Source organism: Microbulbifer variabilis, assembly GCF_052467165.1.
Window position 1 is genome coordinate 260,568 of sequence record NZ_CP174301.1, and the last position, 22,831, is coordinate 283,398.

General features: G+C 44.1%; 23 protein-coding genes. 14 read left to right on the plus strand and 9 right to left on the minus strand.

Annotated elements, in window-relative coordinates; genetic code table 11:
- Positions 1-37 precede the first annotated feature (37 nt).
- The 7 genes from ACJJIP_RS01205 (at position 38) to ACJJIP_RS01235 (ending at position 5,932) form a co-directional block, all read left to right on the plus strand.
- The gene (locus tag ACJJIP_RS01205; protein ID WP_444946056.1) at positions 38-1,546 is read left to right on the plus strand and encodes a phage tail sheath subtilisin-like domain-containing protein; all 1,509 of its coding nucleotides are present in this window, start codon (positions 38-40) and stop codon (positions 1,544-1,546) included.
- Between the two features lie 33 nt (positions 1,547-1,579).
- The gene (locus ACJJIP_RS01210; RefSeq protein WP_444946057.1) at positions 1,580-2,089 is read left to right on the plus strand and encodes a phage major tail tube protein; all 510 of its coding nucleotides are present in this window, start codon (positions 1,580-1,582) and stop codon (positions 2,087-2,089) included.
- A 99-nt stretch (positions 2,090-2,188) separates the two neighbouring features.
- Positions 2,189-2,461: a phage tail assembly protein gene (locus ACJJIP_RS01215; RefSeq protein ID WP_020414340.1), complete on the plus strand. Its 273-nt coding sequence runs from the start codon at positions 2,189-2,191 to the stop codon at positions 2,459-2,461.
- Positions 2,462-2,634: 173 nt separating this feature from the next.
- Positions 2,635-4,350, plus strand: coding sequence for a phage tail tape measure protein (locus ACJJIP_RS01220; protein ID WP_444946058.1), 1,716 nt, complete (start codon positions 2,635-2,637; stop codon positions 4,348-4,350).
- Positions 4,350-4,754, plus strand: coding sequence for a phage tail protein (locus ACJJIP_RS01225; RefSeq protein WP_444946059.1), 405 nt, complete (start codon positions 4,350-4,352; stop codon positions 4,752-4,754). The genes ACJJIP_RS01220 and ACJJIP_RS01225 overlap by 1 nt, the downstream gene beginning before the upstream one ends.
- Positions 4,744-4,953, plus strand: a complete 210-nt coding sequence (locus ACJJIP_RS01230) for a tail protein X (RefSeq protein WP_444946060.1) — start codon at positions 4,744-4,746, stop codon at positions 4,951-4,953. Before ACJJIP_RS01225 ends, ACJJIP_RS01230 begins: the two co-directional genes overlap by 11 nt.
- Before the next feature lie 10 nt (positions 4,954-4,963).
- Positions 4,964-5,932 carry a contractile injection system protein, VgrG/Pvc8 family gene (locus tag ACJJIP_RS01235; protein WP_444946061.1) on the plus strand — a complete coding sequence of 323 codons (969 nt, stop codon included), beginning with the start codon at positions 4,964-4,966 and terminating at the stop codon, positions 5,930-5,932.
- 190 nt (positions 5,933-6,122) lie between these two features.
- Here ACJJIP_RS01235 and ACJJIP_RS01240 read toward each other — a convergent pair whose 3' ends face one another.
- Positions 6,123-6,590: a hypothetical protein gene (locus ACJJIP_RS01240; protein WP_157533585.1), complete on the minus strand. Its 468-nt coding sequence runs from the start codon at positions 6,588-6,590 to the stop codon at positions 6,123-6,125.
- 659 nt (positions 6,591-7,249) lie between these two features.
- On the opposite strand from ACJJIP_RS01240, the gene ACJJIP_RS01245 reads away from it, so the two are divergent.
- Together ACJJIP_RS01245 and ACJJIP_RS01250 are read left to right on the plus strand one after the other, a co-directional pair.
- The gene (locus ACJJIP_RS01245) at positions 7,250-7,732 is read left to right on the plus strand and encodes a hypothetical protein (RefSeq protein ID WP_020414346.1); all 483 of its coding nucleotides are present in this window, start codon (positions 7,250-7,252) and stop codon (positions 7,730-7,732) included.
- 325 nt (positions 7,733-8,057) lie between these two features.
- Complete coding sequence (locus ACJJIP_RS01250; RefSeq protein WP_020414347.1) at positions 8,058-8,378, plus strand: hypothetical protein; 321 nt, start codon at positions 8,058-8,060, stop codon at positions 8,376-8,378.
- A gap of 832 nt (positions 8,379-9,210) precedes the next feature.
- On the opposite strand, the gene ACJJIP_RS01255 is transcribed toward ACJJIP_RS01250, so the two are convergent.
- On the minus strand, positions 9,211-9,462 hold the full coding sequence (locus ACJJIP_RS01255) for a LytR/AlgR family response regulator transcription factor (protein ID WP_353375725.1): 252 nt from the start codon (positions 9,460-9,462) through the stop codon (positions 9,211-9,213).
- Positions 9,463-9,737: 275 nt separating this feature from the next.
- Complete coding sequence (locus tag ACJJIP_RS01260; RefSeq protein WP_444946062.1) at positions 9,738-10,010, minus strand: histidine kinase; 273 nt, start codon at positions 10,008-10,010, stop codon at positions 9,738-9,740.
- Between the two features lie 255 nt (positions 10,011-10,265).
- Between ACJJIP_RS01260 and ACJJIP_RS01265 the strand changes: the two genes are divergently transcribed.
- Complete coding sequence (locus ACJJIP_RS01265; protein ID WP_444946063.1) at positions 10,266-10,442, plus strand: hypothetical protein; 177 nt, start codon at positions 10,266-10,268, stop codon at positions 10,440-10,442.
- A gap of 677 nt (positions 10,443-11,119) precedes the next feature.
- Complete coding sequence (locus ACJJIP_RS01270; protein WP_282952299.1) at positions 11,120-11,392, plus strand: hypothetical protein; 273 nt, start codon at positions 11,120-11,122, stop codon at positions 11,390-11,392.
- Positions 11,393-11,461: 69 nt separating this feature from the next.
- Here ACJJIP_RS01270 and ACJJIP_RS01275 read toward each other — a convergent pair whose 3' ends face one another.
- Positions 11,462-12,376: a LysR family transcriptional regulator gene (locus ACJJIP_RS01275; RefSeq protein WP_444946064.1), complete on the minus strand. Its 915-nt coding sequence runs from the start codon at positions 12,374-12,376 to the stop codon at positions 11,462-11,464.
- Positions 12,377-12,497: 121 nt separating this feature from the next.
- On the opposite strand from ACJJIP_RS01275, the gene ACJJIP_RS01280 reads away from it, so the two are divergent.
- Complete coding sequence (locus ACJJIP_RS01280; protein ID WP_020414351.1) at positions 12,498-13,220, plus strand: SDR family oxidoreductase; 723 nt, start codon at positions 12,498-12,500, stop codon at positions 13,218-13,220.
- A 132-nt stretch (positions 13,221-13,352) separates the two neighbouring features.
- Here ACJJIP_RS01280 and mmsB read toward each other — a convergent pair whose 3' ends face one another.
- Both mmsB and ACJJIP_RS01290 read right to left on the minus strand, forming a co-directional pair.
- The gene (gene mmsB / locus ACJJIP_RS01285; protein WP_444946065.1) at positions 13,353-14,243 is read right to left on the minus strand and encodes a 3-hydroxyisobutyrate dehydrogenase; all 891 of its coding nucleotides are present in this window, start codon (positions 14,241-14,243) and stop codon (positions 13,353-13,355) included.
- 42 nt (positions 14,244-14,285) lie between these two features.
- A complete protein-coding gene (locus tag ACJJIP_RS01290; RefSeq protein WP_026305203.1) occupies positions 14,286-15,797 on the minus strand; it encodes a CoA-acylating methylmalonate-semialdehyde dehydrogenase in 1,512 nt (503 codons plus the stop codon).
- Between the two features lie 425 nt (positions 15,798-16,222).
- Here ACJJIP_RS01290 and ACJJIP_RS01295 point away from each other — a divergent pair, with 425 nt between their 5' ends.
- Complete coding sequence (locus ACJJIP_RS01295) at positions 16,223-17,281, plus strand: hypothetical protein (RefSeq protein ID WP_444946066.1); 1,059 nt, start codon at positions 16,223-16,225, stop codon at positions 17,279-17,281.
- A gap of 125 nt (positions 17,282-17,406) precedes the next feature.
- Here the strand turns inward: ACJJIP_RS01295 and ACJJIP_RS01300 are convergent, their stop codons facing one another.
- Both ACJJIP_RS01300 and ACJJIP_RS01305 read right to left on the minus strand, forming a co-directional pair.
- On the minus strand, positions 17,407-18,066 hold the full coding sequence (locus tag ACJJIP_RS01300) for an alpha/beta hydrolase (protein ID WP_444946067.1): 660 nt from the start codon (positions 18,064-18,066) through the stop codon (positions 17,407-17,409).
- A 503-nt stretch (positions 18,067-18,569) separates the two neighbouring features.
- Positions 18,570-19,172 carry a GNAT family N-acetyltransferase gene (locus tag ACJJIP_RS01305; protein ID WP_444946068.1) on the minus strand — a complete coding sequence of 201 codons (603 nt, stop codon included), beginning with the start codon at positions 19,170-19,172 and terminating at the stop codon, positions 18,570-18,572.
- A gap of 447 nt (positions 19,173-19,619) precedes the next feature.
- On the opposite strand from ACJJIP_RS01305, the gene ACJJIP_RS01310 reads away from it, so the two are divergent.
- The gene (locus ACJJIP_RS01310; RefSeq protein WP_444946069.1) at positions 19,620-21,095 is read left to right on the plus strand and encodes a DEAD/DEAH box helicase; all 1,476 of its coding nucleotides are present in this window, start codon (positions 19,620-19,622) and stop codon (positions 21,093-21,095) included.
- Between the two features lie 44 nt (positions 21,096-21,139).
- Here the strand turns inward: ACJJIP_RS01310 and ACJJIP_RS01315 are convergent, their stop codons facing one another.
- Positions 21,140-22,441: an amidohydrolase gene (locus ACJJIP_RS01315; protein ID WP_444946070.1), complete on the minus strand. Its 1,302-nt coding sequence runs from the start codon at positions 22,439-22,441 to the stop codon at positions 21,140-21,142.
- Positions 22,442-22,831 lie beyond the last annotated feature (390 nt).

Consider the following 22,831-nt stretch of genomic DNA (forward strand, 5'->3'; position numbering starts at 1 on the left):
TCTCTACTAACTGATCACTAAAAGCAGGAGCTATTCTATGAGCACCAACATTTTACACGGCGTAGGGGTAACCCATAGTGACGCCGGCGCACGCGATATCAACCTAGTCAAACTGGGTTGTATTGGTATTGTGGGGACGGCCCCAAATGCTGCGGCAGCAACCAATGCCTCTTTGGCTATTGGCACTACTGAAGCAAATACAGAGCTTGTTTTTTCGGCAGCAAGCCCTGGCAATGCGGGCAATGCCATCAGTATTGAGTTTGTCAATCCAAATACCGCAGATGCCGTTCTCTCCATTAACATTAATGGTAAATCAGTAACGGTATCACTTGCCACAGATTCAAGTAGCAAGCTTATTAGCACAGCTGATAATGTTCGCACGGCATTAGCAGCAAATGCGGAGGCTTCAGCACTATTTTCTGTGGCAAACGGTGATAGTGATGGTAGTGGTGTTCTTTCGCCGCAGCCAGCACTCCGGATGTCTGGCGGTACCGATGAACCTTTCCCTCTCAACAAACCCGTATTGATTGCGGGTTCTGAACTGCAGGCATCAGCATTGGATACATTGGGTACTGCTAAAGGCAGTTTACCTGATGCTCTTGATGCCATTTTAGATCAGGCCGGTGCTTTAATTGTAGTAGTAAGGGTAGCAGAAGGCCCTGATGACTCCTCCACTCGTGCAAACGTTATTGGGGGCGAAAGCGCTGGCCAATATACTGGTTTACATTCATTACGTGGTGCGGAAAGTGCTGTGGGAGAGCGCCCCCGTATTGTGATTGCCCCAGGCTTTTCATCTGATCCGGCAGTCGCGAGTGAAATGAACGTCGTCGCTGATCGAGTTAAAGGCGTTGCATATATTGATGCCCCTGACACCGATGATGCTGCTGCAAAAGCATTTCGAACTAACTTCGGCAGTAAGCGTCTACAGATTTTTGATCCGTTCGTGCTCAAATTTGATAAGACCAGTGGAGATAATAAACGAGTCCCTCTGTCGGCGATTGCCGCAGGTATCCGTGCTAAGCGAGACAGCGAAGAAGGTTTTTGGGCATCCATCTCCAATCAGGAAATTTCAGGAATTGTTGGTAGCAGTCGCCCTGTAGATTTCATTCAAGGTGACCCTAATAGCCGCGCTAATCTGCTGAATCAACATGAGATTACAACAGTAATTCGCCAAGGTGGTTTTCGTCTGTGGGGAAACCGTACTTGTTCTGCAGATCCCAAGTGGGCATTTGAAACGCATGTACGTATCGCTGATGCAATTGATGACAGCATTCAAGAAGGTGTTGCTTGGGCAGTAGATCGTAATTTAAATCGAACCTTTTTTGAAGATGTCGCAGAAAGTGTTAATAACTTCTTACGTCGCTTGACTCTGCTTGGAGCAATTCATGGAGGCACTTGTACCCCAGATCCAGAGCTTAATAGTACAAGTGAATTGGCTGCTGGACGAGTGTACTTCAACGTAGAATATACCCCTGTTGGTATCGCAGAGAGTATCCGCTTCCAAGTTGCTAGCACTAATCGCTACCTAACCGATCTGGTAGCTTAATTTAATAATATTTTCGACTGCGCGGGGAAACAAATGCAAGGTTTTATTTTTAAAGATATGGAGCTCTTTGCCGATGGTAAGGGGTATGCCGGTTTGGTGGAAGAGTTTGAAGCACCTAGCCTCAAAGTCGTTACTGAAGACTATAACGGTGGCGGTTTAGGAGCCGCTATTGGTGTAGATATGGGCAGGGTTGAAAAACTGGAAGCTAGTTGGACCCTGGCAGGCTACCATGCCGAAACATTGGCCCAGTGGGGTCAAGCAGGGCAAGCCGGTACACCCCTGACCCTACGCGCGGCAGCTCAAAGTGAAGCCGATGGCTCGGTGGTACCGGTGGTTATTAAGATGCGAGGGCTGGTACGTACTTATGAAGCTGGTTCTCATAAGCCCGGTGAGATGAACAAACAGAAATACAGCGCAGAACTGCGTTATTACTCTGTGAGCATTGATGGCCGTCAAGTCGTTGAGATTGACGTGTTAAATGGCAAGCGTGTTGTTGATGGTGTTGACCAGACGGCAGAGCTTCGCGCTGCTATTGGCCGATAACCCAGGCTCTTAAGAGTTTTCAATTCCCTCTTTTTTATCACTCTCTAAATTGACTTGCCCACAGGCTCTTAATGCTTGTGGGCTTTTTTTGAGGAAAATATGTCCGAGAACGTAATTAAGCTGGATTTTCCAGTTGAATATCAAGGTATTATCTATTCCGAATTGCAAATGCGGCGTCCCAAGGTGCGTGACTTGCTAGCTATTGAACGTAAACAAAAAGAATCAGAACGCAAACGCCAGCCAGTGGGAGATGGTGAGCTGGCAACTGAAACCTATGCCAATCTCTGCGAAGTCTCCCCTGCAGTCATTGAAGATATGGATGCTGCAGACTTCAAAAAACTAGATGAGACCTATGAAGGTTTTTTATCCTAAGCGCCTCTGCTATCCGAAGACTATTAATAACTCTGGCTAGCTGGACTGGCTGGAGTCTCACAGAACTCTCAAATATGAGTTGTGAGGAACTGAGTAGTTGGGTTGATCATCTGCCTAAAGATGAAGCTGTACCGAGGCAATCTATCTAATTTATCCCCTTTGGATCCGTATCCATGAGCAAGTTTTCCCTATTAGTGAGCCTAGATGGCACCTTAACGTCTGGATTTAAAAGTGCTGTTACACAAGGCCAGACAATGTTGCAGCGCTTTAGTAAGTCTATTAACGAGACCGATGAAGCAATGGCTGCGGCCGAGGGCTTAAAAAAGCAACGAGATGGTCTTTCCAAACTGGAAAGGCGTTACGAGGCCAGTAGTATTAAAGGGGAGAGAGCTCGTCAGGTTGTTGAGCGTAAACGTAAGGAGCTTTGGAGAGCAGCCACAGCAGCTCAAAAATATGGTATCAGTGTTGCTAATGTGGATCGAAAATTAGAGCGCTTAGAAAGACGCTCGGCAGGCCTTAAATCCCTCGGGCGTCTACCTGGCATAGCTAAAAAATCCATCTCTCACTTAAAAGGCATAGGAGCAGGTGCAACCACCGCAGCTTTAGGGCTTTTCAATTTTGTAAAAAGTACGGCTGACTCAGGTAATCAAGCGATTGATACCGCTAACAAGCTTGGGTTCACTGTAGAGGGATTGCAGCAGTATCGTTTTGCCGCAGAGCGCTCAGGCATAACTGCCAAAACGTTTGATATGAGCGCCCAGAATATGATCAAAGGTATTACTGCGGCTGCGAAGGGTGATGTGAAGGCATCGTCTGCACTTAAAGATCTGGGTTTGGATGCACAGAACCTGGCCCAGATGAAACCTGAAGAACAATTGAAAGTTATAGCGGACGCTATGGTGACTATTGAAAGTCAAAGTAAGCGTATATCTATAGCGGATAAACTTTTTGGTTCTCAAGGTATCGACATGGTCAACATGTTAGGCGGTGGGAGTAGTGGGCTTGAGCAGATGCACCAGGAAGCTAACGCGACAGGTAATGTTTTAGACCGTAAACAACTTCAGCTTGCGGCGGATTTTAACACTAGCTGGCTAAAATTGACCACTACGCTTACTGGCTTTAAAAACCTTCTTGCTACTGAGCTGATGCCAACACTTATGAGTATGTTCAAGGATTTTACGCAGTGGCTACAAAAACCAGAAGCTAAAGAGTTTATCCGTAATTTTGCTCTAGGTTTAATCGAAGTGGTTAAAGGCGTTGGCTCTTTAGTCAGTAAATTTAGTGAATTTGGCGGAATAGCTAAGTCTATTGGTTCTGTGCTAACTGGAATAATGACTGTTGCGATATTGCCTTTTATTAGCTTGTTATCACTCCCTGGGATTATTATTGCAGGTATCGTTGCTGCCGTAGCCTTACTCTGGGTGCACTGGGACAAAGTTGTTGCAGCGGTTGGTAAGTTTGGAGATTGGCTTAAAGAGATTCGCGATAAAACTTTGGGTAGTTTATGGGATAAGCTACCTGAAGGTGCACGTAAATCCCTAACCAAGATCAAAGACTTTGCCTTCAAAATATTGGGTAAAAGTCCTTTAGGTTTGCTATTTCGTGGAGCCTCCTGGTTGAGTGGAAAGCTATTCGGTAAAGAAGAGAATCCTGAAAATCAGCCAACGACAATAGACACGCAAACAGACGTGCGGCCTCGAGGTGGCAGTAATATCATGGTACAAAATAGTATGAATTCCCCAATCAATATTTACCCTTCAGCAGGAGTGGATGAAGAGTCGATAGGACGAAAAGTAGGGGAAGAACTGGATAAACGCCAACGAAATCAAGAAGCGCAGCAACGCAGTGTATTGTTTGACCTGGGTATACTGAATGGAGCGGCGACGTGATGAACGTATCTGAAACTATGCTGAAATTAGGAGACTTTCCATTTGCTCTACAGACCGCTGGTTACGATCAGTTGCGCCAGGCATGGAAATTCAACTGGCAGAATAGTAACCGTCCTCGGGGGTATCCACAGCCTCAATTTACTGGGCAGGGAACACGTGACATTACTCTGAGTGGGACAATCTATCCTTTAGAGTTTGGTAAGCCTAATCAACTTCAAGAAATGGCAGATACTGCTGCTCAAGGAGAGCCTTTACAGCTTGTATCCGGAGTGGGTGAAGTTATGGGGTTTTGGGCAATTACCAGTATAGAGCGCACCGACAAAGATCCATTGGCAGATGGTGTGGCTCGCTGTGTGGAGTTTTCTATTTCTTTGACGTATTACGGAGCAAAGTATGATCACTGATTACCGTACAAGAGCTGGGGATGTCCTGGACCAAGTTTGCAAAAGTTACTATGGCCGAGAGTCCGCCGTACCCGAAGTGCTAGAAGCAAATCCTAAGTTAGCCCTTTTGCCATCAGTGTTGCCAGAGGGCGTGCGTATAATTCTGCCAGAATTGAGCGATGCGAAGGTAAAAAGTCCAATGATTAACTTATGGGATTAGAGGTTCTTCTATGCAGCCGCGTTTTGTAATAGAAGTGGATGGTATTGAAGGAAGTGAACTCAACCAAAGAGCTCTAGGGTTCACATGGGTGGATAAGGCAGGCCAAACTTCTGATACGTTTAGTGTCATTTTGGATGATACGGAAGGTCGCCTAGCTATACCGCGAAAGGGTGTTTTAATTTCCGCTCAGCTAGGTTATGGCAATGACTTACAAATGTTACCAAGGTTTGTTGTAGATGAGATTGAATTAAGTGGGCCGCTGCGTCAGATGACTATAACTGCCCGTGGTAGCAACTTTCGTGATAAATTAAAGACGCATAAATCACGTAGTTGGGATAATCTTACTTTAAAGGAGCTAATCACAGAAATCTGTAAAGATAACCGTTTAACTCCAGTTGTGGCTGAATCCCTAGCAAATCACAAGTTCCAGCATCTAGATCAAACCAACGAAAGTGATATGAACTTACTTACTCGTCTTGCACTGGAAATGCAGGCTATAGCCAAGCTGGTAGAGGATCGTCTGATTTTTGTTCCAGTAGATGAAGCCAAAAGTGCCAGTGGTAAGAAGTTACTTGAGATGCAAATTAACTCAGATACATGCGAGAACTGGCGATTTACCCTACCCGATCGTAATCTCTATAGTGGTGTTGAAGCTCGCTGGCATGACCCGCTTACGGCTACAGAACAATTGGTTTTAATCGGCGATCGCAGTGGGGCGGTAGATCGGTTACCACAACTGAGATCTGGACCAACAGATGCGGAAACTGCAGCTGCTGCTCGTCTACGTAATCTAAACCGCCAGAGCGGAAAGCTGTCATTTACCCTGGATGGAAATCCCAATCTTAGAGCCAAAACCCCTCTGCGCTTAAGTAACTTCCACCAGCAAATTGATGGTGTATGGACTGTGGATCAGGCTACCCACAGTATTGGGAAAAACCAGCGTTACACAACGCAAGTTCAAGCGGCGCTACAGCCATAGCTTGCTGAAAATTCGTAAGTATCAGAGTTATATTATTAGCTTTATGGTCAGAGAAATAGTTTTCATTCACGGTAAGTATTCTCTGCTTTATAAGTAGGATAACTTCAAAATCAGCTAATACACCTCTCTCGATAATAGGTGATTACTTATTAGTTAAGTATGCGTAATAGTAGTTTTCTGAGGTTGATGTTTAACTTTTTTGAGCCAGCTTCGCAAGTACCTGAACAGAAACCTTGGCGACTAACTCTGAGGAAATTTCGCCATTGTTCTCCTGGGCGTAACGATACAAGCTACCGTATGCATCAGCCAGTACCACGTCTGGTAAAGTATCCGGATCCAGTTCACACTCATCGCGTAAATAGACCACGATAGCATTGACGCACTTACCAACTAGCAGAAAGTCAATTTGTCGTAATTCTGTTTCGCCCTCACCCGTCGCCCAATAGCCAACACTACTTCCCAGTGCATTGGCGATGCGTTGCTGCTCAATTCGGTCTCTAGGCAATACATCATTGTTAAGCCAAGCTGCTGCTGTAGTCTTGCCAATACCGAACTCCTTGCAGAAGCTAGACAATCGACCACGCCCTACGGGGTAACCTTTTTGGGTGAGGAGCTTATGTAAACGTTCACTAGCTCCCCGGCTATTGGGATCTTTCAAAGTTTCACTCTTCTTACCAGTTTTCACTGTTTTCATGCTTCATTTTGTCTGTTGGTGAACCACTATCATAAGTCCATTATAAATGAACCTTTCAGCGGGGAACGAACGTCGTTTCCTTTAAGGCGCAGGCACATTCTAATCGGTAGAACTCACTACGCAACTATAGAGCATGTACTTTTGTACGAGAAGTTGATAACTCAATCTACAGCTCCATCTAGCAAAAAATTACCCTTTTTGTGAGGGGTAAGCCCATTCGAGATGAACGTTACACAAAAAATCTAGAAATAAATGTTGATAAAAGTACGCTTCAAATGTACATTGTTCTACATGTTCACTTAAGGTGAACATTTGAGGTAGTCAGCTGTTGGCCTCTGTACTTTGACAAAACTCGTCCTGGCTTAATTGTTAGCAGGGAGATATTTATAGTTGAAATAACAACAAATACAAAGAACTAAAGCGCAACTGACGTATTAAGAAAATTCTCGATCATTAAATAAAGGAAAAAAGGTCATACCGGCTAAATAAAAAAACTAACCACGCTGACAATGAAAAAATGATATCACTGAAACTTGAAATAATTTATTAAGAGTTACTTACATCAGAGTGACATTCTAAAAATTATAGATCGCCTTTGTTCACAGGATTGGGACTATAGATTTATGGCGCAATTAGATAACAAACTAAAAAAAGCTTTAGAGCAACGCTTAGAGGAGTGGTTGCAATGGAGCTCCGCAGGGTATGACGGCCTTCCCCAAGGGTTATCAGGAAGCGGAAATATAATTGCTGCACTTATGTCTAGTGGTGGTGAAATAATACGATCAACTTCTCCGCATAATGGCTATCAATGCCCTCGAGCAGAAGAAGTAGATCGCTGTCTAATGACGTTAGGGCAGCTTCTATCTGAAGCTCGTCAAGTCGTAGAGTTAGAGTTACATGCTGGCAAGCCAGGCCTTGAAACTCAAGTTGCAAGAGCCAAGTCTATTCAAATGAGTCGTCGTCAATATGTGGAGTATCTCAATACTGGACGCTGGATGTTAGTTGGCATGTTGTTCGGAAAGGCTAACGCAGCAAACTTTAAAAAGACAGCGTTTGAGCAGCGCCAACCTCGCACCCCACGGATTAAAACCTGGCATGCAGAATAAGTATAAATTCATAGGCAGTTTCCTAATATGATTAAACACCCTACAGTAGGACGCCCTCGCCGGAAGACAGATAGTCAAGGCCGTCTACAGTGTTGCATATGTCGTTACTGGCAAACTCCAGAGAATTACTATTTAAACTCCAAAAATAGTAGTGGTCGCGATAGTCGATGCAAATCCTGTGACAGCCTACGACGTAAAGATGCGCGTCAGAAACGAAAACGGGCGGCCATAATTACAGAGGCTAAAAGTAAATTTATTCATTGGAAAAGGCCTTCAACTGAAGAGTAAATCTAATCTACTGAAAAGTTATATGTAGGAATTTTAAATGGATGCTACAGTATTAGGCATAATGATAATTATTGTCTTATTACAGATTGTTAATTTAGGTGATATGTTGTGGAATCGTTTTGGTCCAAAGCTACTTTTAATTAATTATACTGTTAGTGGGGGAGAGGCAGAGAAAGCTTGGACTCTACATTGCAGTAATTTTGGTCGTGTTCGTGGACCTATCTCAGACGTTGGGCTAGACTTCTTGGTTAGTGAATTCGTTAAAAGAATGCAAGTAGATTACCCAGATATAAATGGCTATAGCTTGAATGGGGTAACGATATTAGATACCGCAGTACCGCTTCCCAAGGAAGATTAAATATTTATATTTATTTACTTATAGTATGAAGATAAGTAGATGTGAAGTCTCTTGCTGAGATGCTAGTTATAAGTGAAGAAGTTTATAGATTTGCTAAGGCTGCTCGGAATAAGATATCTGCAGAAAGTTATTTGTGTGTATTGATAGAGGCAACTTGAAAAGAAAGATGACTTAAGATTGTCGGACAAATTTTTAATTGTAATTAAAAGAGCTTTATGTGAAATTCAAATTTTCACTTTTTAGAAAAAATGATAGTTTATGAATATATTGTAATATTTTTTATAATTATACTATTGTTCTAATAGACCGGATGGCATATTGAGGTTTGTCTATATTAATTTTCTTATTGTGGAGCAGTCATGAATGAACTTAGCATGACCATGAATCTATAGTATTTTGCTGAAGTTTTTTACCAAATTTTACTGCTTTTTTTTGGCCGATATGACATTTTTCTGTTTAGGCTGAAAAATTTTTATTAATAGGTAAAATTAATTTATGTATTTAAACAAAGTGCCCATAAGGTAGAGTTCTGATTAAATTTTTTTGGTAGATGCGGTAAGCAAATATCATCCCCAAGCCAGATTTTTACATACTTTCCGTAAGCTTCAAAATAAAGTAATTTAATAATTTAATAATTTAATAATTTAATAATTTAATAATTTAATAATTTAATATTTAGGATTTTTTGTTCTACTCTTTCTGCAATACAATTTATATGTTCTAGGTTTACTGGCGGTGTTGACTCTCCAAAATGACGTCTGACTTTATCCATGGCTTGGGGAAAACGTTCATTACTGATTGATTTCAACGGATAGTCGGTTACATCTGATTCTTAACCTTTAAGTGCGTATTCCTGATAAGCAGTGCAAAGAGCAACCTGAGGGCGGTTAGCCAGTATGTTAATCATTTTCAGGCCGGATAAAACAGGCATGTGAATATCCAATGGTATCAGATCAAATTCCTGGTCAGCTAGAAAAGAAAGTCCTTCAGCAGCCCTATAACACTGCTCTGCTATTTCAAGATCAACATGTATATGGCTTTGGTGTATATGGATATCATGAGCTAATGGTTCATCATTTATAATTCAGGTTTTCATAATTGTATTGTTAGTCGAGCATGCCAATGCTGTTCCTGCAACTACCCTTTGTAGGGTAAAACGTTTTGGTTGTCTTAATTGTAAACGATGTTTAATATTTTCCAGACCAATACCCACGATGCTCTTATTGATAGATTGATCAGGTGCGCTATTAATAGATTCAAACATTAATTTGTTACTTTGCACATATAAAAGGATGTGAACAAAGCATTTATCGTGGCTGATTTCAGTACTATGTTTAAAGGTATTTTTTACTAGTATAATCAGTAATAGAGGCGGAATCTTTTTTGATTCCTCTGGTAATTTATATCCATTCCAATCCTGCAGAGAAATTCTACTCCTATTTTTTGCAGTTCAAAATAATTTTGTAAATAGGCAGGTTTATCTTTTAGTACTACTTCAGCTGTTTGACCCTGATACACCAAATGGCGTAGAAGGTCAGATAATATCAGCAACATCGGTGCCGCTTGATTCGACTGCATTAAGCGTAATGCATATAGACTGTTTAGTGTATTAAAAAAAGTAGGGATTAACATGTTGTTGTAACATTCTTAGCTCAGTCTGGGTCTGTTCATTTGTCAGTTCAGCGAGCTTCCGAGTATTGTGTTCTCGCTCGAAGGCCAAAATTAAAGGAGTGGTGACTAACCAGAAAATCAAGACCACAAGCAAATTTAGTGTGTCGAAAGGTTTATGATTTTCTGATGGTAATAAACTTAATGTAGGAATATTCAGGGGTAGTTGTAAGATAAGGGTGCCAAATAAAGGGTAAGATAGCAGTCAGGCCTATCGCCGTGCAGTTCATAAAACTGCATACCAATGGTTTGGCTAACGGTTTGGCTAACGGTTTGGCTAACGGTTTGACTAACGGTTTGGCTAACGGTTTGGCTAACGGTTTGGCTAACGGTTTGGCTAACGGTTTGGCTAATGGTTTGGCTAATGGTTTGGCCATTGGTTTGAAATGGGATTAAATGAGATAGAGCCTTCTTGGTGGAATCCATAGCTAAGTATATAGAGCTGTTGATGCTGGAACGTTATCAGGGAAGAGTTGCTATGGAAGGGCTGATCTCCTATGAGCGATAGCGATATCAGAGCGCCGAAGTCCATAGCCATAAGCCCAATCTTAGCCTGGTCAGCGCTGAGTTCTCACATGACAGGTATTCTCGTGCTACTTTGGTTTTTGCTCGAGTGCGCCAGGTCATTGGTGATACACTTATTCTTGCTGCCCTAGGTGAATTGGGTAAACAGCATAGTTATCCAGCTCCATCAGCAAGCTCTTTTGATTTTTTTGAAACTCTTGTGGGCAAGGCTTGAGCCCAATGAGAATTGATTGAAACTTTATTTATCTAACCGGTACCTGTAGCCAACTGGTTGGAAGAATTGATCGCAGGAAAATCTTGGAAGCTCCCATTTATTTCTATGGTAAACCCCCTAACTGGAGGAGGATGTTATAAAATATAGTTCATCCTATTCTGGAGTTAGTTGGGTAGGTTGTGTCTGCTGCTGATCAAATTAAAGTATTATGAAGTACCTATTAATAATCGTATTGTTTTATTCATCTACATTATGGGCTTTGGAAATAGAACCTTTTCAAACAGATGGTTGTAGTGTTTTTCCTGATGGGACTGTTGAGCATGGAGAACTATGGATGAGCTGTTGCCTGGCTCATGACTACGCTTACTGGAAAGGCGGTACCTATGAAGAGCGCAAGCTGGCGGATGAAAAATTAAAAGCTTGTGTTGTTGGTACTGGTGAGGACGAAGTTGCGCTACTAATGTTGGTGGGAGTCCGTATCGGTGGGACACCCTTTTTGCCTACACCTTTTCGGTGGGGGTTTGGATGGCCTTATTTACGTGGTTATAAGTCGTTAACTTTGGAAGAGTTAGAGGCGATTAAGCGAGCTGATAAATCAGAGGAATAAATATTTTCCGAGACAAATTGTTAATAGAATTTTTTTTGAAAACAAGAAGAAAAATAAGCAGGTGCGGAGTTAACCAGCCGGACCATTTTCCAGTAAGAGTTGATATGCGTTAGGGAAGCGCTCTTTTAGCCATTCCATAAGACTGCGAACTCTTATTAGCTGGTGCTTCAGGGGTGGGCACACCATAGACAATATCGTGGACTCTGACCAGCCAGGTAAGATTTCTACAAGCCTGTTCCCGGCAATATCTGCTTGCACATAAACATCTGCCAAGCGAGTCACTCCCAGGCCAGCCAATGATGCGAGATGCATAGCCCGGCCGCTGACGAGTTTAATTCCTTGATTAGCTTGAACAACCTGTTGGGCTTTACCTCGTGTCATGACCCATTGGTCAACACTGCCATAAACCAGAGGCACCAGGGAAAGGTCAGAAGGTTTGGTTATAGGCCCGTGGGCACTTAAAAAGTCGGGGCTCGCGACATACCGGGTTTTAATATTATGCAGCTTGCGCACTATCAGCGATGAGTCCGGCAGCGTACCCATACGGATGACCAGGTCGTATTGCTCTTCAACCAGGTCTACACGTACGCTGGAAAAGTCTAAGTGAACCCGCACTTCGGGATATTTACGCTGGAAATCTATCACGAGTGGCGCAATAAGCTCTTCACCAATCACCCCGCCAACAGCATTTATCCGAATACTGCCTTTAATCCCTGCTTTACTCTGAGATGCCCACTCCGCGGCAGTATCCAGCTGCTGCATTGCCAGTTTACAACGCTGGTAATAGCCCTCACCGATTTCCGTCAGCCGCAACTTGCGGGTGGTGCGGTAAAGGAGTTGGACCCCGAGAGCAGCTTCCAACTCAGATACTTGCTGGCTCAGATTGGCCTTGGAAAACCCACGGTGCTCGGCGGCGGCAGTAAAGCTCCCATATTCTGCTACAGATAAAAAGGCCCTGATGGCTCGCCAGGATAGCTTGTTCATTAAAACCAAACAATGTTTTCAGATTGGTGAGGATAATCATCATAGTCGTAAATCCTATACTTGGTCCATCAAATGAGTGCCGAAAGATAGACCGGCTATGGAAAAGAAAAGAGAGATTGTTATGACCAAACCACTTATTGTGATTACTGGAGCCAGCTCAGGCATCGGCGCCACCATCGCTCGGCATATGTCAGATGCTGGATATCCCCTTCTACTGTTGGCGCGCCGTTTGGAGAAGATGGAATCCCTTAATCTACCTAATACCTTGTGTAAGAAGGTAGATATCACCGATCGAGAGGACCTTGAAGCAGCAATTAGAGAAGCTGAACATCAATTTGGCCCTGTTGATTGTTTGATTAACAATGCCGGTATGATGCTTTTAGGTAATGTGGAAACCCAAGACCCTACTGAATGGAGGCAGATGTTTGATGTGAATGTGCTTGGAACTCTAAATGGTATGCAGGCAGTACTTGGTGGCATGAAAAACAGAAAGCGTGGCAGTATTATCAATATCAGTTCACTGGCAGGAGTGAAAACCTTTATTAACCACGCTGCTTATTGTGGGACCAAATATGCGGTTACGGCCATTGGTGAGACGGTACGAGAAGAGGTCGCATCCAGTGGCGTACGTGTGATGACAATAAGTCCAGGTGCAGTGGAAACTGATCTTGTAAGCCATACCACTTCACAGGCAATTATTGACGACTATCTAAAGTGGAAGGATTCTATTGGTGGCGCAATAAATGCAGATGATATAGCACGCGCAGCACTATTTATGTATTCACAGCCTCAACAAGTAACTATCAGAGAAATCCAGATAGCACCTACAGGACAAGAGCGCTAATAGTTAATCCCAAGTATAATTTAGGCCTCTCTTTTATAGGGGCCTACAACAGTTAGGTCTAGTTTTCTAAATAGATTATTTTTTCCTGAGGAAACGCATTCGTACTTAATTCCAGCAGATTTCAGGTAGTTATCAAGTCTTCTGGAACATTCGCTGTATACTGGAAAAATCCAGCTCATGATTGCCTGCAAGATCATGTAGCCCGTAAAGATTACGGGCCAGGGAACCAAGTGGAGTATAACTTTGGCTGTTATTTGCAGCCTGCTGCGCAAGTCCCAAATCTTTACACATCAGCTTCACCATAAATCCACCGGTGTAATCCTTACTTGCAGGGGTATCAGACATTACACCGGGATAGGGGTTATATTTTTGCAGTGACCAGTTGGCCCCAGAGCTATTCGACATTATCTCGCTGAGTACAATGGGGTCGAGGCCATTATCTACCCCGAGTTGCAAGGCCTCGGCTGTACCAATCATATGAATGGCCAGTAGCATGTTATTGCAGATTTTTGCGGTTTGTCCTGCGCCTGCGGGACCAGCATGGAAGATATTGGCCCCCATATGCTGAAGAATTTCCCTTGCTCGCTCGACATCGCTATGGTTTCCACCGCACATAAAACTAAGCGTACCTGCTGCTGCACCGGCGACACCACCAGATACAGGAGCTTCAATAGCATGTAACTTTTTATCTTGAGCAGAAGCAAGAAGTCTCTTGGAGCTCTTTGTCGAAATAGTTGAGCAATCGATTACCAATGTATTTTCGGTAATTTGCTCCAGTAATTTCTCTTCATCAAGATAGAGTGATTCGACGGCACTATCATTAGGTAGCATACTCACAATAAAATCTACACCCACAACTGCTTGATGTGGAGATACACACTTTTCTATACCTTGCTTTTCTGCGTTATCGAGGAGCCCTGTAACGGGATCATACCCTTTGACCTGAAATCCAGCTTTTACCAGGTTAGATGCCATTGGAGCTCCCATATGCCCCAATCCAAAAAAGGCGACTGATGTGGCCACGATGATCTCCTTAACTGAACGTAGTTTAATGCACTTTTAAATTTATTTGAGCTGTATAGTCATATTGGTATGCTCCGCATGTTCGATATCGGAGTCGAACCACCGCGCAGTTACCGTCTTCGTTTCCGTATAGAAGCGCACGGCCTGCTTTCCATAGGCATGTTGATCCCCGTAAAATGAGGCTCGCCAGCCAGTGAAGCTAAAGAAAGGTAGGGGGACAGGAATGGGAACGTTTATTCCTACCTGCCCCACTAAAATTTCATGCTGATATTTGCGAGCGGCGGCACCACTGGAAGTAAAAATTGAAGTACCGTTACCATAGGGGCAAGAATTGACCAGATGGATAGCATCTTCCAGTGAATCCGCATTGACGAGACATAAGACCGGCCCAAATATTTCGTCAGTGTAAATGGACATCTCTGGAGAGACATTAGCAAACAGGGTTGGCCCTACCCAATTCCCATTGGGGTAACCTTCGACTGATATATTGGAACCATCCAGCAGGCAGTCTGCGCCTTCTGCCTTTCCTTTCGCAATATACCCCAATACCCGTTTCTTGGCTGTTGGAGAAATCAGTGGGCCAAAGTCAGAGTCTGGATTTGTCCAATGGCCCGGTTTAACTTTGGCCATGGCTTCACGGATTTCAGGTATCCATTGCTGTGCTTCACCTACTAGCACCACGACTGAAATTGCCATGCATCGCTGACCTGCCGCACCAACAGAGGAGCCGACGATATTATTGATTGCAGCCCTCTTGTTAGCATCAGGCATAACAACCATATGGTTTTTAGCTCCTGCAAATGCCTGGACTCTCTTTAAGTGCTGAGTACCTGTCTGATAAATATGACGACCTACGGGCACTGATCCAACGAAGGATATTGCCTTGATGCCTGGATCTTTCAGTAGGAAATCTACCTGCTCACTACCTCCATGTACTACCTGTAAAACTCCTTTCGGCGCACCGGCCTCCTCAAAGAGTTCTGCGAGCTTACAGGGAGTAATCGGGTCTTGCTCTGATGGCTTGAGGATAAAAGTATTGCCACAAGCTATTGCCATGGGAAACATCCAGAGGGGAATCATTGCAGGAAAGTTGAACGGAGTTATTCCGGCACAAACACCTATTGGCTGGAGGTAGGAATAGCAATCTATACCAGTGGCGACATTTTCAACGGTCTCGCCCATCATCAGGCTGGCAATATTCGCTGCGTGTTCGACCACTTCAATACCACGCCAAACATCGCCCTTGGCATCTTCAAAGGTTTTACCAGTCTCCTCACTCAGTATTTCAGCTAGTGATTCCTGGTTTTCCTTCAATAAAGCTTGATATTTCAACATTATCCGAGCTCGTATGGAAACCGGTGTATCTTTCCAGTCGTTAAATGCCTCGGTGGCAGAAATTACTGCATTTTGTAGCTCTTTTGAAGTTGTATATGGTGCATGGCAGAGTGTATCCCCTGAGGCGGGGTTGGTGACATCTAGCCATTTTTTGCTGTTAGAGCTTACCCATGTACCATTTATGTAGATTGGGAGTTTGGGAGGAATAGATCTATCCATTTTAAGAGAGTCAGGCTGGGAATTGGATTTTCTTATTTTAGATGTGATTCAAAAATAAAAGAGAAATTATCCGCCACATATTATTTAAATAGAACCTAAAATTAACCAGTTTTAATGATTCTAGGTTTTTTGGTTGAGCCGGTATCCCTTTATTCCACTAATTATTGTTTAAATTATGTAATGGCATTCAATATAAAAGATATTTTGATTTTAATTGTGGGCTCTCTCTCATTTTATGCAGTCTAATGTTGGTGGGTATCCTATCTGGTTGATAAAGACTGTTATGCTCCTGTTCGCCAAAAAACCGGCTTAGCTGTTTCTAGCTCGGTGGGCTTTTCAATCTGACATTTATTACTATTTACATTTTTTGTAAAGGATAGTCAGTTATATTGCTGGTCTACAGTATTTCTCATGGGAAGAATGCTATGCGCTGCTTTATTAAATTAAGATATTTTTTATTTGCTTCAGTATTGATTTTTTCACATATAAAAGGGTACGCAACAACTCTAGATGACGTAAAGGCTCATAACCCAACCTCAGATAAGACCTGGGCCGAACAGTGGTTCTACAATATTGCGGTTCCTGATGTAGGCTACTTCAAGGTCAGCTTTCAGACATATATTGCTCCAAATTTTTCTGACCCCATTCCAAAAGCCTATATTCATCTGGCTTTTACGCCAATAAATGGAGAATCTGTAAAATATGATTTGTTTTTGGATGAGGTGATTTTAACTCACCCGGATGATCCCGGTAAGTTTTATTATGAAGTGCCCGGAGTCCTTGTGGCTGATGATGAAGCTATTTGGGTGAACCATGAAAATTTTAATTTCAGTATGCGATGGAATGGTGAACACCATCATTATTGGCATGGTTTGAATCCGGGGCAAACACCATTTGGTATTATTCCTGAGATTCCAGGGGTGGGGGGGCGATGGTTTCTATACACGGTAGGGACTCCTATACAGTATAGCTTTCACGATGGTACACAATCACTGATGGGAGAAGGGTATGCCCAGCTGGACAAAGGTTGGTATGACAAAGAGTCCAGTGCGGGGATGGCATACAGTATGGGGCTATCTGATAAACTTTACTATATGTTTACTGGAGCCAAGCTTGGTAATTCTGACTTTGAAATGTGGGCCGGTCGGTATATTTCTGATGAGTACGATTTGATATTCTATCCTGCGTTTAATAATTTATCTGTTAAAAGGGTGATAGACTCATGTTCTGGATTTATGAGAATTGAACTCAATAAGATAAGATATAAGCTTGTTGTGGAAGCTAAGGCTGATATCAATAGTTTCTATCCTCTTGAATTTCCTTCTGTAATTATTTTTGGTGGGGAGCAGAGATATATGAAATCTATGCAGGCTAACGTAAATTTCTCGCTTTATAAAAAAGGAGATCTTGTTGAGACAGTCACAATGCCGCAAGCCTTGCTGGAGTTCAGTGGTCCACTAGCGTGTAATGATTTTTTTGAATAGCTGTTGAATTGATTTTACCTACTTTTAGTTTTTATTTGACATTCAGTGATACAAAAAGTATCACTGAATGCTGAAATTATGATGAAATAAAAATATATTTAGCATGCAGTCCTAAGCATACCATTTTAGCCAATTAATAAGTGCCTCATGCTCATTTTTCCGATCACTCCCATACTGGGGTGATTTCTCTCCCTAAGTAAGACCAAATTTATATTACTATCTGTTAAGTCCTTAAATTCGCTATAGGGGGCAAAAGGGTCTGATGGTGAGAGGAATAGAAGCGTTGGAGTATTGGAGGAAATTAGGAGTGGTTTTATTCTTGTGTCGTAGAGATAGATATTGGCTTTTTCCAGTGCGCGAGTAGCTCCTTCGCGGAAGTTATTTTCTGGAATAAGGCCGCTAATCAAAGGGTGAGCGGCTCGAGCATAGTTTACTACTGCTTGATCAAATTTCACCATGGGATCCTGAAGAATTAGGCCACGGATATCTTGACGAGAAGCAGAGATTCGTGCAGCGGTTAGAGCTCCCATTGAATGGCCTAGCAAATAGAGATTATCTTTCTTAATAATGCTTTTTTGAATAAGGTTATCGACCAAAGCGTTGAAGATCTCACTGTCGCCCACTCCAAAGGCTTTTTTGCCACCTGATTCTCCATGACTCAGAAGGTCTGGGATTACTACATCAAACCCAAGAAAGTGAAAATAGAGCGCTGAGCTAAGCATGAACTCCTTTGAAGCGCGAAATCCATGTAGAAGCATTACAGTACCTGAAAAAGAACTTTCCAAAGCATTTCGGTTAAGTTCGAGATTAACTGTACTTTCAGACTTGTAGGATTCAACTTCAATAGAATAATTAATTTTCTTATTGGTTTAAGCAGTTGCATAAAAATAGTTAACACAAAGATTGTTTTTTCTCTGGCAATATTTCCTCTTATTGAATCCCCATAGCTGAATCTGTTATTGAGTAACTAGGCGATTGTGTGGGAAGCTTTTTGAGTTATTAATATACCAGGAGATACTTGAAGAGCAGGATGATATGCAGAAACATAGTACGAAACTAGAAATAGTTTTTTCAGCTTCATTTACTTTTTTTAATCGTTGTTTGATTTTTTATCGGCTTAAAGGCTGACATGTTTAATGTGTAGCTGTTAATGCTTGGATTTCGAGTATTGGAAAGAATATAGTGCTGACCGGCTAGTCAGTGCGTTATGTTTTTGGAGATTCGGCCAAGGTAATAGGTCGATGAAGGACTGCCAAGCCATACCAGGCAGCCCCTAATCGATGGTATTTCAGTTTAGATTAATTCGGTTATCTTCTGACTTCTGCTCAAATTCGATGGTTTGCGCTGCCGGCTGTAGATTTAGAGTATAAGTCAGTAAGGTGTAATCTCGAGCGTCGGCCTGGCAAACAAAGCCCATTGACCTTGCGAAAGAATGAACGCGTTTGTTTTCGGCAGATTCAATAGAGTAAATACGCTCTAAGCCTTGTTCTTGGGCGCAGTGAATTAGGCGTTTTAACATCAGTCTACCAAGGCCAAGGCCCTGCCAATCATCACTAACCACTACGGCACACTCACAGGCTTGTCCGTCTGGATCTACTGCATAGTGCGCGGTGGCAACCGCTCTCTGTGCGTGGTCGCTACTGCAAAGGGCAATAAAAGCTTCATGAACCTGATGGTCGTTGTCGGTGAGCAGTTCAATCAGTTGCTGACTCGCTTTACAGCTGCCCCCAATAAAGCGATCGCGCCGGGTTTGGGGGGAGAGGTCCTCAATGAGCTCTTTCTCCAGCTGCCCGTCACTGCGGCAAATGGGGCGGATTGATACCCTGCGCCCGTTGCCGAGAGTGATTAATTCTATTTTTCGTTCCGGGGTAACTTTGTTGTTAAATGACATATCAATAAAAATCCCAACTGCGCTTGGCAGCTTTGTTTCTAGTTCGCAACGGGGGTGGATATCAAAAAGATAGACGCTCGCGTTGCGAACGCAAAACTATATTACGGTCGCGCTGGGCGTTTTCCTAACAACCCCTATGTATAAAGCTATGAAGCCTGGGTGTTAACAGATAGAACTATACAGTCAGTACATTTATGTTATAGTGCCCGCGCTGTGATTTCTCAGCTGCGTCATTTGTAGGCCGGTATTTCACCGGTGCCCTCCCAGGAACATTTCTTAAATTCTTCCCGGAACTTTCTACTGAATGCCGCGCGCCGGACGACCGGTGAATAGACGGCTGTATGCATTGAGCACCAACAAGCTCTGTATGCCCACTCCGATTTTTAAATTTGCACCCTTGTGGTGCGAATGTGTTTGCTTGCGCCTGGAGCGCAGTTTGAGGTTTTTATGTTGTTTGAAGATCTGGGGCTTGCCCAGGATATTGCCCGTGCAGTTGCAGAGCAGGGATACAGTACGCCTACGCCCATTCAGGCGCAGGCTATCCCTGCAGTAATGAGGGGCAGTGATATTATGGCGGCGGCCCAGACGGGTACAGGTAAAACAGCCGGTTTTACTTTGCCACTATTGCACCGGCTCAGTGCCGGTGAACGTGCCCGTAAGGGGCATGTGCGTGCGCTGGTACTTACCCCAACCCGCGAGCTGGCCGCTCAGGTGTTCGATAATGTGCAGAGCTATAGCCAGTACCTGCCAATGCGTCATGCGGTAGTATTTGGTGGTGTTAAGATAAATCCCCAGATATCCCGCTTGCGCGGCGGTGCCGACATTCTGGTGGCGACCCCCGGGCGCCTGTTGGATCTGCACAACCAGGGGGCAATCCGTTTCGATCGGCTAGAGGCTCTGGTATTGGATGAAGCAGACCGTATGCTGGATATGGGCTTTATCCATGATATTAAGCGAGTGTTGAAGATTCTGCCGACCAAACGCCAGAATCTGCTGTTCTCTGCAACCTTCTCCCCAGAAATTCGCCAGCTTGCCAAAGGATTGGTGAAGGACCCGCTGGAGATTGATGTCAGCCCTCGTAACTCCACCACAAAAACGGTACGCCAAAAGCTGCACCCTGTGGATAAAGCTAGAAAAACAAAACTGCTTAGTCATCTGATTCGGGAGAATAGCTGGCATCAGGCACTGGTATTTAGTCGTACCAAGCACGGTGCCAATAGACTTGTGAAGCAGCTGGAAGGAGATGGCATTCTGGCAGCTGCTATTCACGGCAATAAGAGCCAAAATGCCAGAACCCGGGCCCTGGCGGACTTTAAAGCTGGCAAGGTGCAGATCCTAGTTGCAACGGATATCGCGGCCCGCGGAATTGATATTGATCAATTACCTCAGGTAGTGAATTTTGATCTGCCGAGTGTCCCTGAGGATTATGTCCACCGTATTGGTCGCACAGGGCGTGCGGGGGCTCAGGGGCAAGCCTTGTCTCTTGTGAGCGCCGATGAAATCAAGCAATTACGCGATATCGAGCGCTTGATTGGTAAACCGATCCCTCGTGAGGAAATTGAGGATTTCGAGCCAGATCATCAGCTGCCGGCCTCAGGCACCCCTAAGCGCAGAGGAGTCCAGCCCTCACGTTCTGGTGGGGAAAAACGCAGAGAGAGCGCTCGCGGCAATAACGACAGCCGTGGTAGCCGAAGCAGCAAGGACAGTCGTTCAGGTAATCGCGCAAACAGCCGCGGTAATAATGAGGGGCGTGGGAAAAGCCGTTCTCGCAGTAATAACGATAATGGTGGGAATGCTGGGACTCGCTCAAGAAATAATGGCAAGGGGCGAGATAGAGTTGAAGGAACAGACCGCTCCGATTCACAAGGGCTCCAACGTGCACCACGCCGCCGTCCAGCAAGGGGGCGCTCGGAAAGCGCGTAAAATAAAAATAGTGTAAGCGAGCCTCAATGGAGGCTCGCTTTCCATTACCGTCGTTTGTAATTGGCCATGTAGTCCAAGGTTAGTAAGGTTAGAGCTTCAGTCCCTTTACGCAAAGCGCTTTCATCCACATAGAATAGAGGTGAATGGTTACTGGGGGCTTTGCTGGGATCTTGCCCTTGTGGGGTTACTCCTAAGAAATAGTAAAAACCGGGCACTTCATTGGCGAAGTAGGAAAAGTCTTCCGCACCAGTAACTTTAGGTATCTCTATCACCCGCTTGTCACCCGCTACGGATCTCAAAATGGGGAGAGCCATTTCAGTTAATTCCGCATTGTTGATAGTTACAGGGTATCCTTCCAAAATTTCTACATCTGCGCTAGCGCCAGAACTCTCAGCAATTAATTCAGCTGTTGTTTTCAAGCGCTTGAAAATTTCCGCACGATTATCCATATCAAAATTCCGGATGGTGCCATTCAGATAAACACTATCCGGAATAATATTATTGCGCACACCGCCATCAATGCGTCCGTAAGAGATAACTGCTGGTTCCTTAGTGATATCTATCTGACGGCTGACAATTGCCTGGGTACCCATAACTACCTGCGCGGCTGCAACAATAGGGTCCACTCCGCCCCAGGGGCGGGAGCCATGAGTCTGGTGGCCATTAATAGTGATGCGGAATTCATCAGCGGCGGCCATCAAGGGGCCTGAGCGGTAACCGACTACGCCAGCAGGAAGTGAGGAGGTAACGTGCTGGCCAAAAGCAACATCTGGCTTGTATTTCTTGAAAATTCCCTCTTTGAGCATCAGCTCGGCTCCGCCTTCTTCACCATCTGGCGCCCCCTCTTCGGCAGGCTGGAAAATAAAGAGTACATTGCCGGCGAGTTCTTCACGTAGGCCGGCAAGTACTTCAGCGGCGCCCATCAACATGGCGACATGGGTATCGTGGCCGCAGGCGTGCATTACGCCTACATCTTTGCCCTGGTAAGTGGTTCTCACCTTGGATGCAAAAGGAACATCGGTCCTTTCAGTTACCGGTAGAGCGTCCATATCGGCGCGTAGCGCTACTGTCGGCCCTGGTTTGGCACCTTTCAGAAACCCAACAAGCCCGGTATGGGCAATGCCAGTTTCTACCTCCAGCCCTAATGAACGGAGATGTTTTTCTATATATTTAGCTGTTTCAAACTCGCGGTTACCCAACTCTGGATTCTGGTGCAGGTGGCGACGCCACTCAATAACCTTGGATTCGGTATTTTCCAGCAACTGCTGGGGTTTGGTGGCGGCAGCAGATATCTGAGTGACCAGCAGCGAGGCGCCGATGGCCAAGGGCAGGAGTAATCTCTTCACAGCATATTTCCTTGGTTATCGTTATGGTTATTGGGATTCTAACCTCATAGGCTTTAAAGCTCCGATGACTAATTCAATCAGTGTCCGACTGATGAGGCTTAGGTGGTCGTATTTTTAGGCAATCCTCTCGTGCTACCAGGCAATCATAATTTGTTGACAAGGTGAACCGAACGGTTCAAGATTGCTGGCAGAGCTTGTGGGAATCAATACAGCCACAGAAATAATAAGAGGGCATGCGATGCTCGAATGGATATTAGAGGCCGGTCTTTTAAGTGTGTTTGTTATGTAATGACTAGTAAATCCGAACTCTAATGGATCGGAAGGGAAAAGTGCTTATTTCACAGAGTGCATTGTGTGCCCGTTTACTAATTTCATTAGGACTTGAAGGCA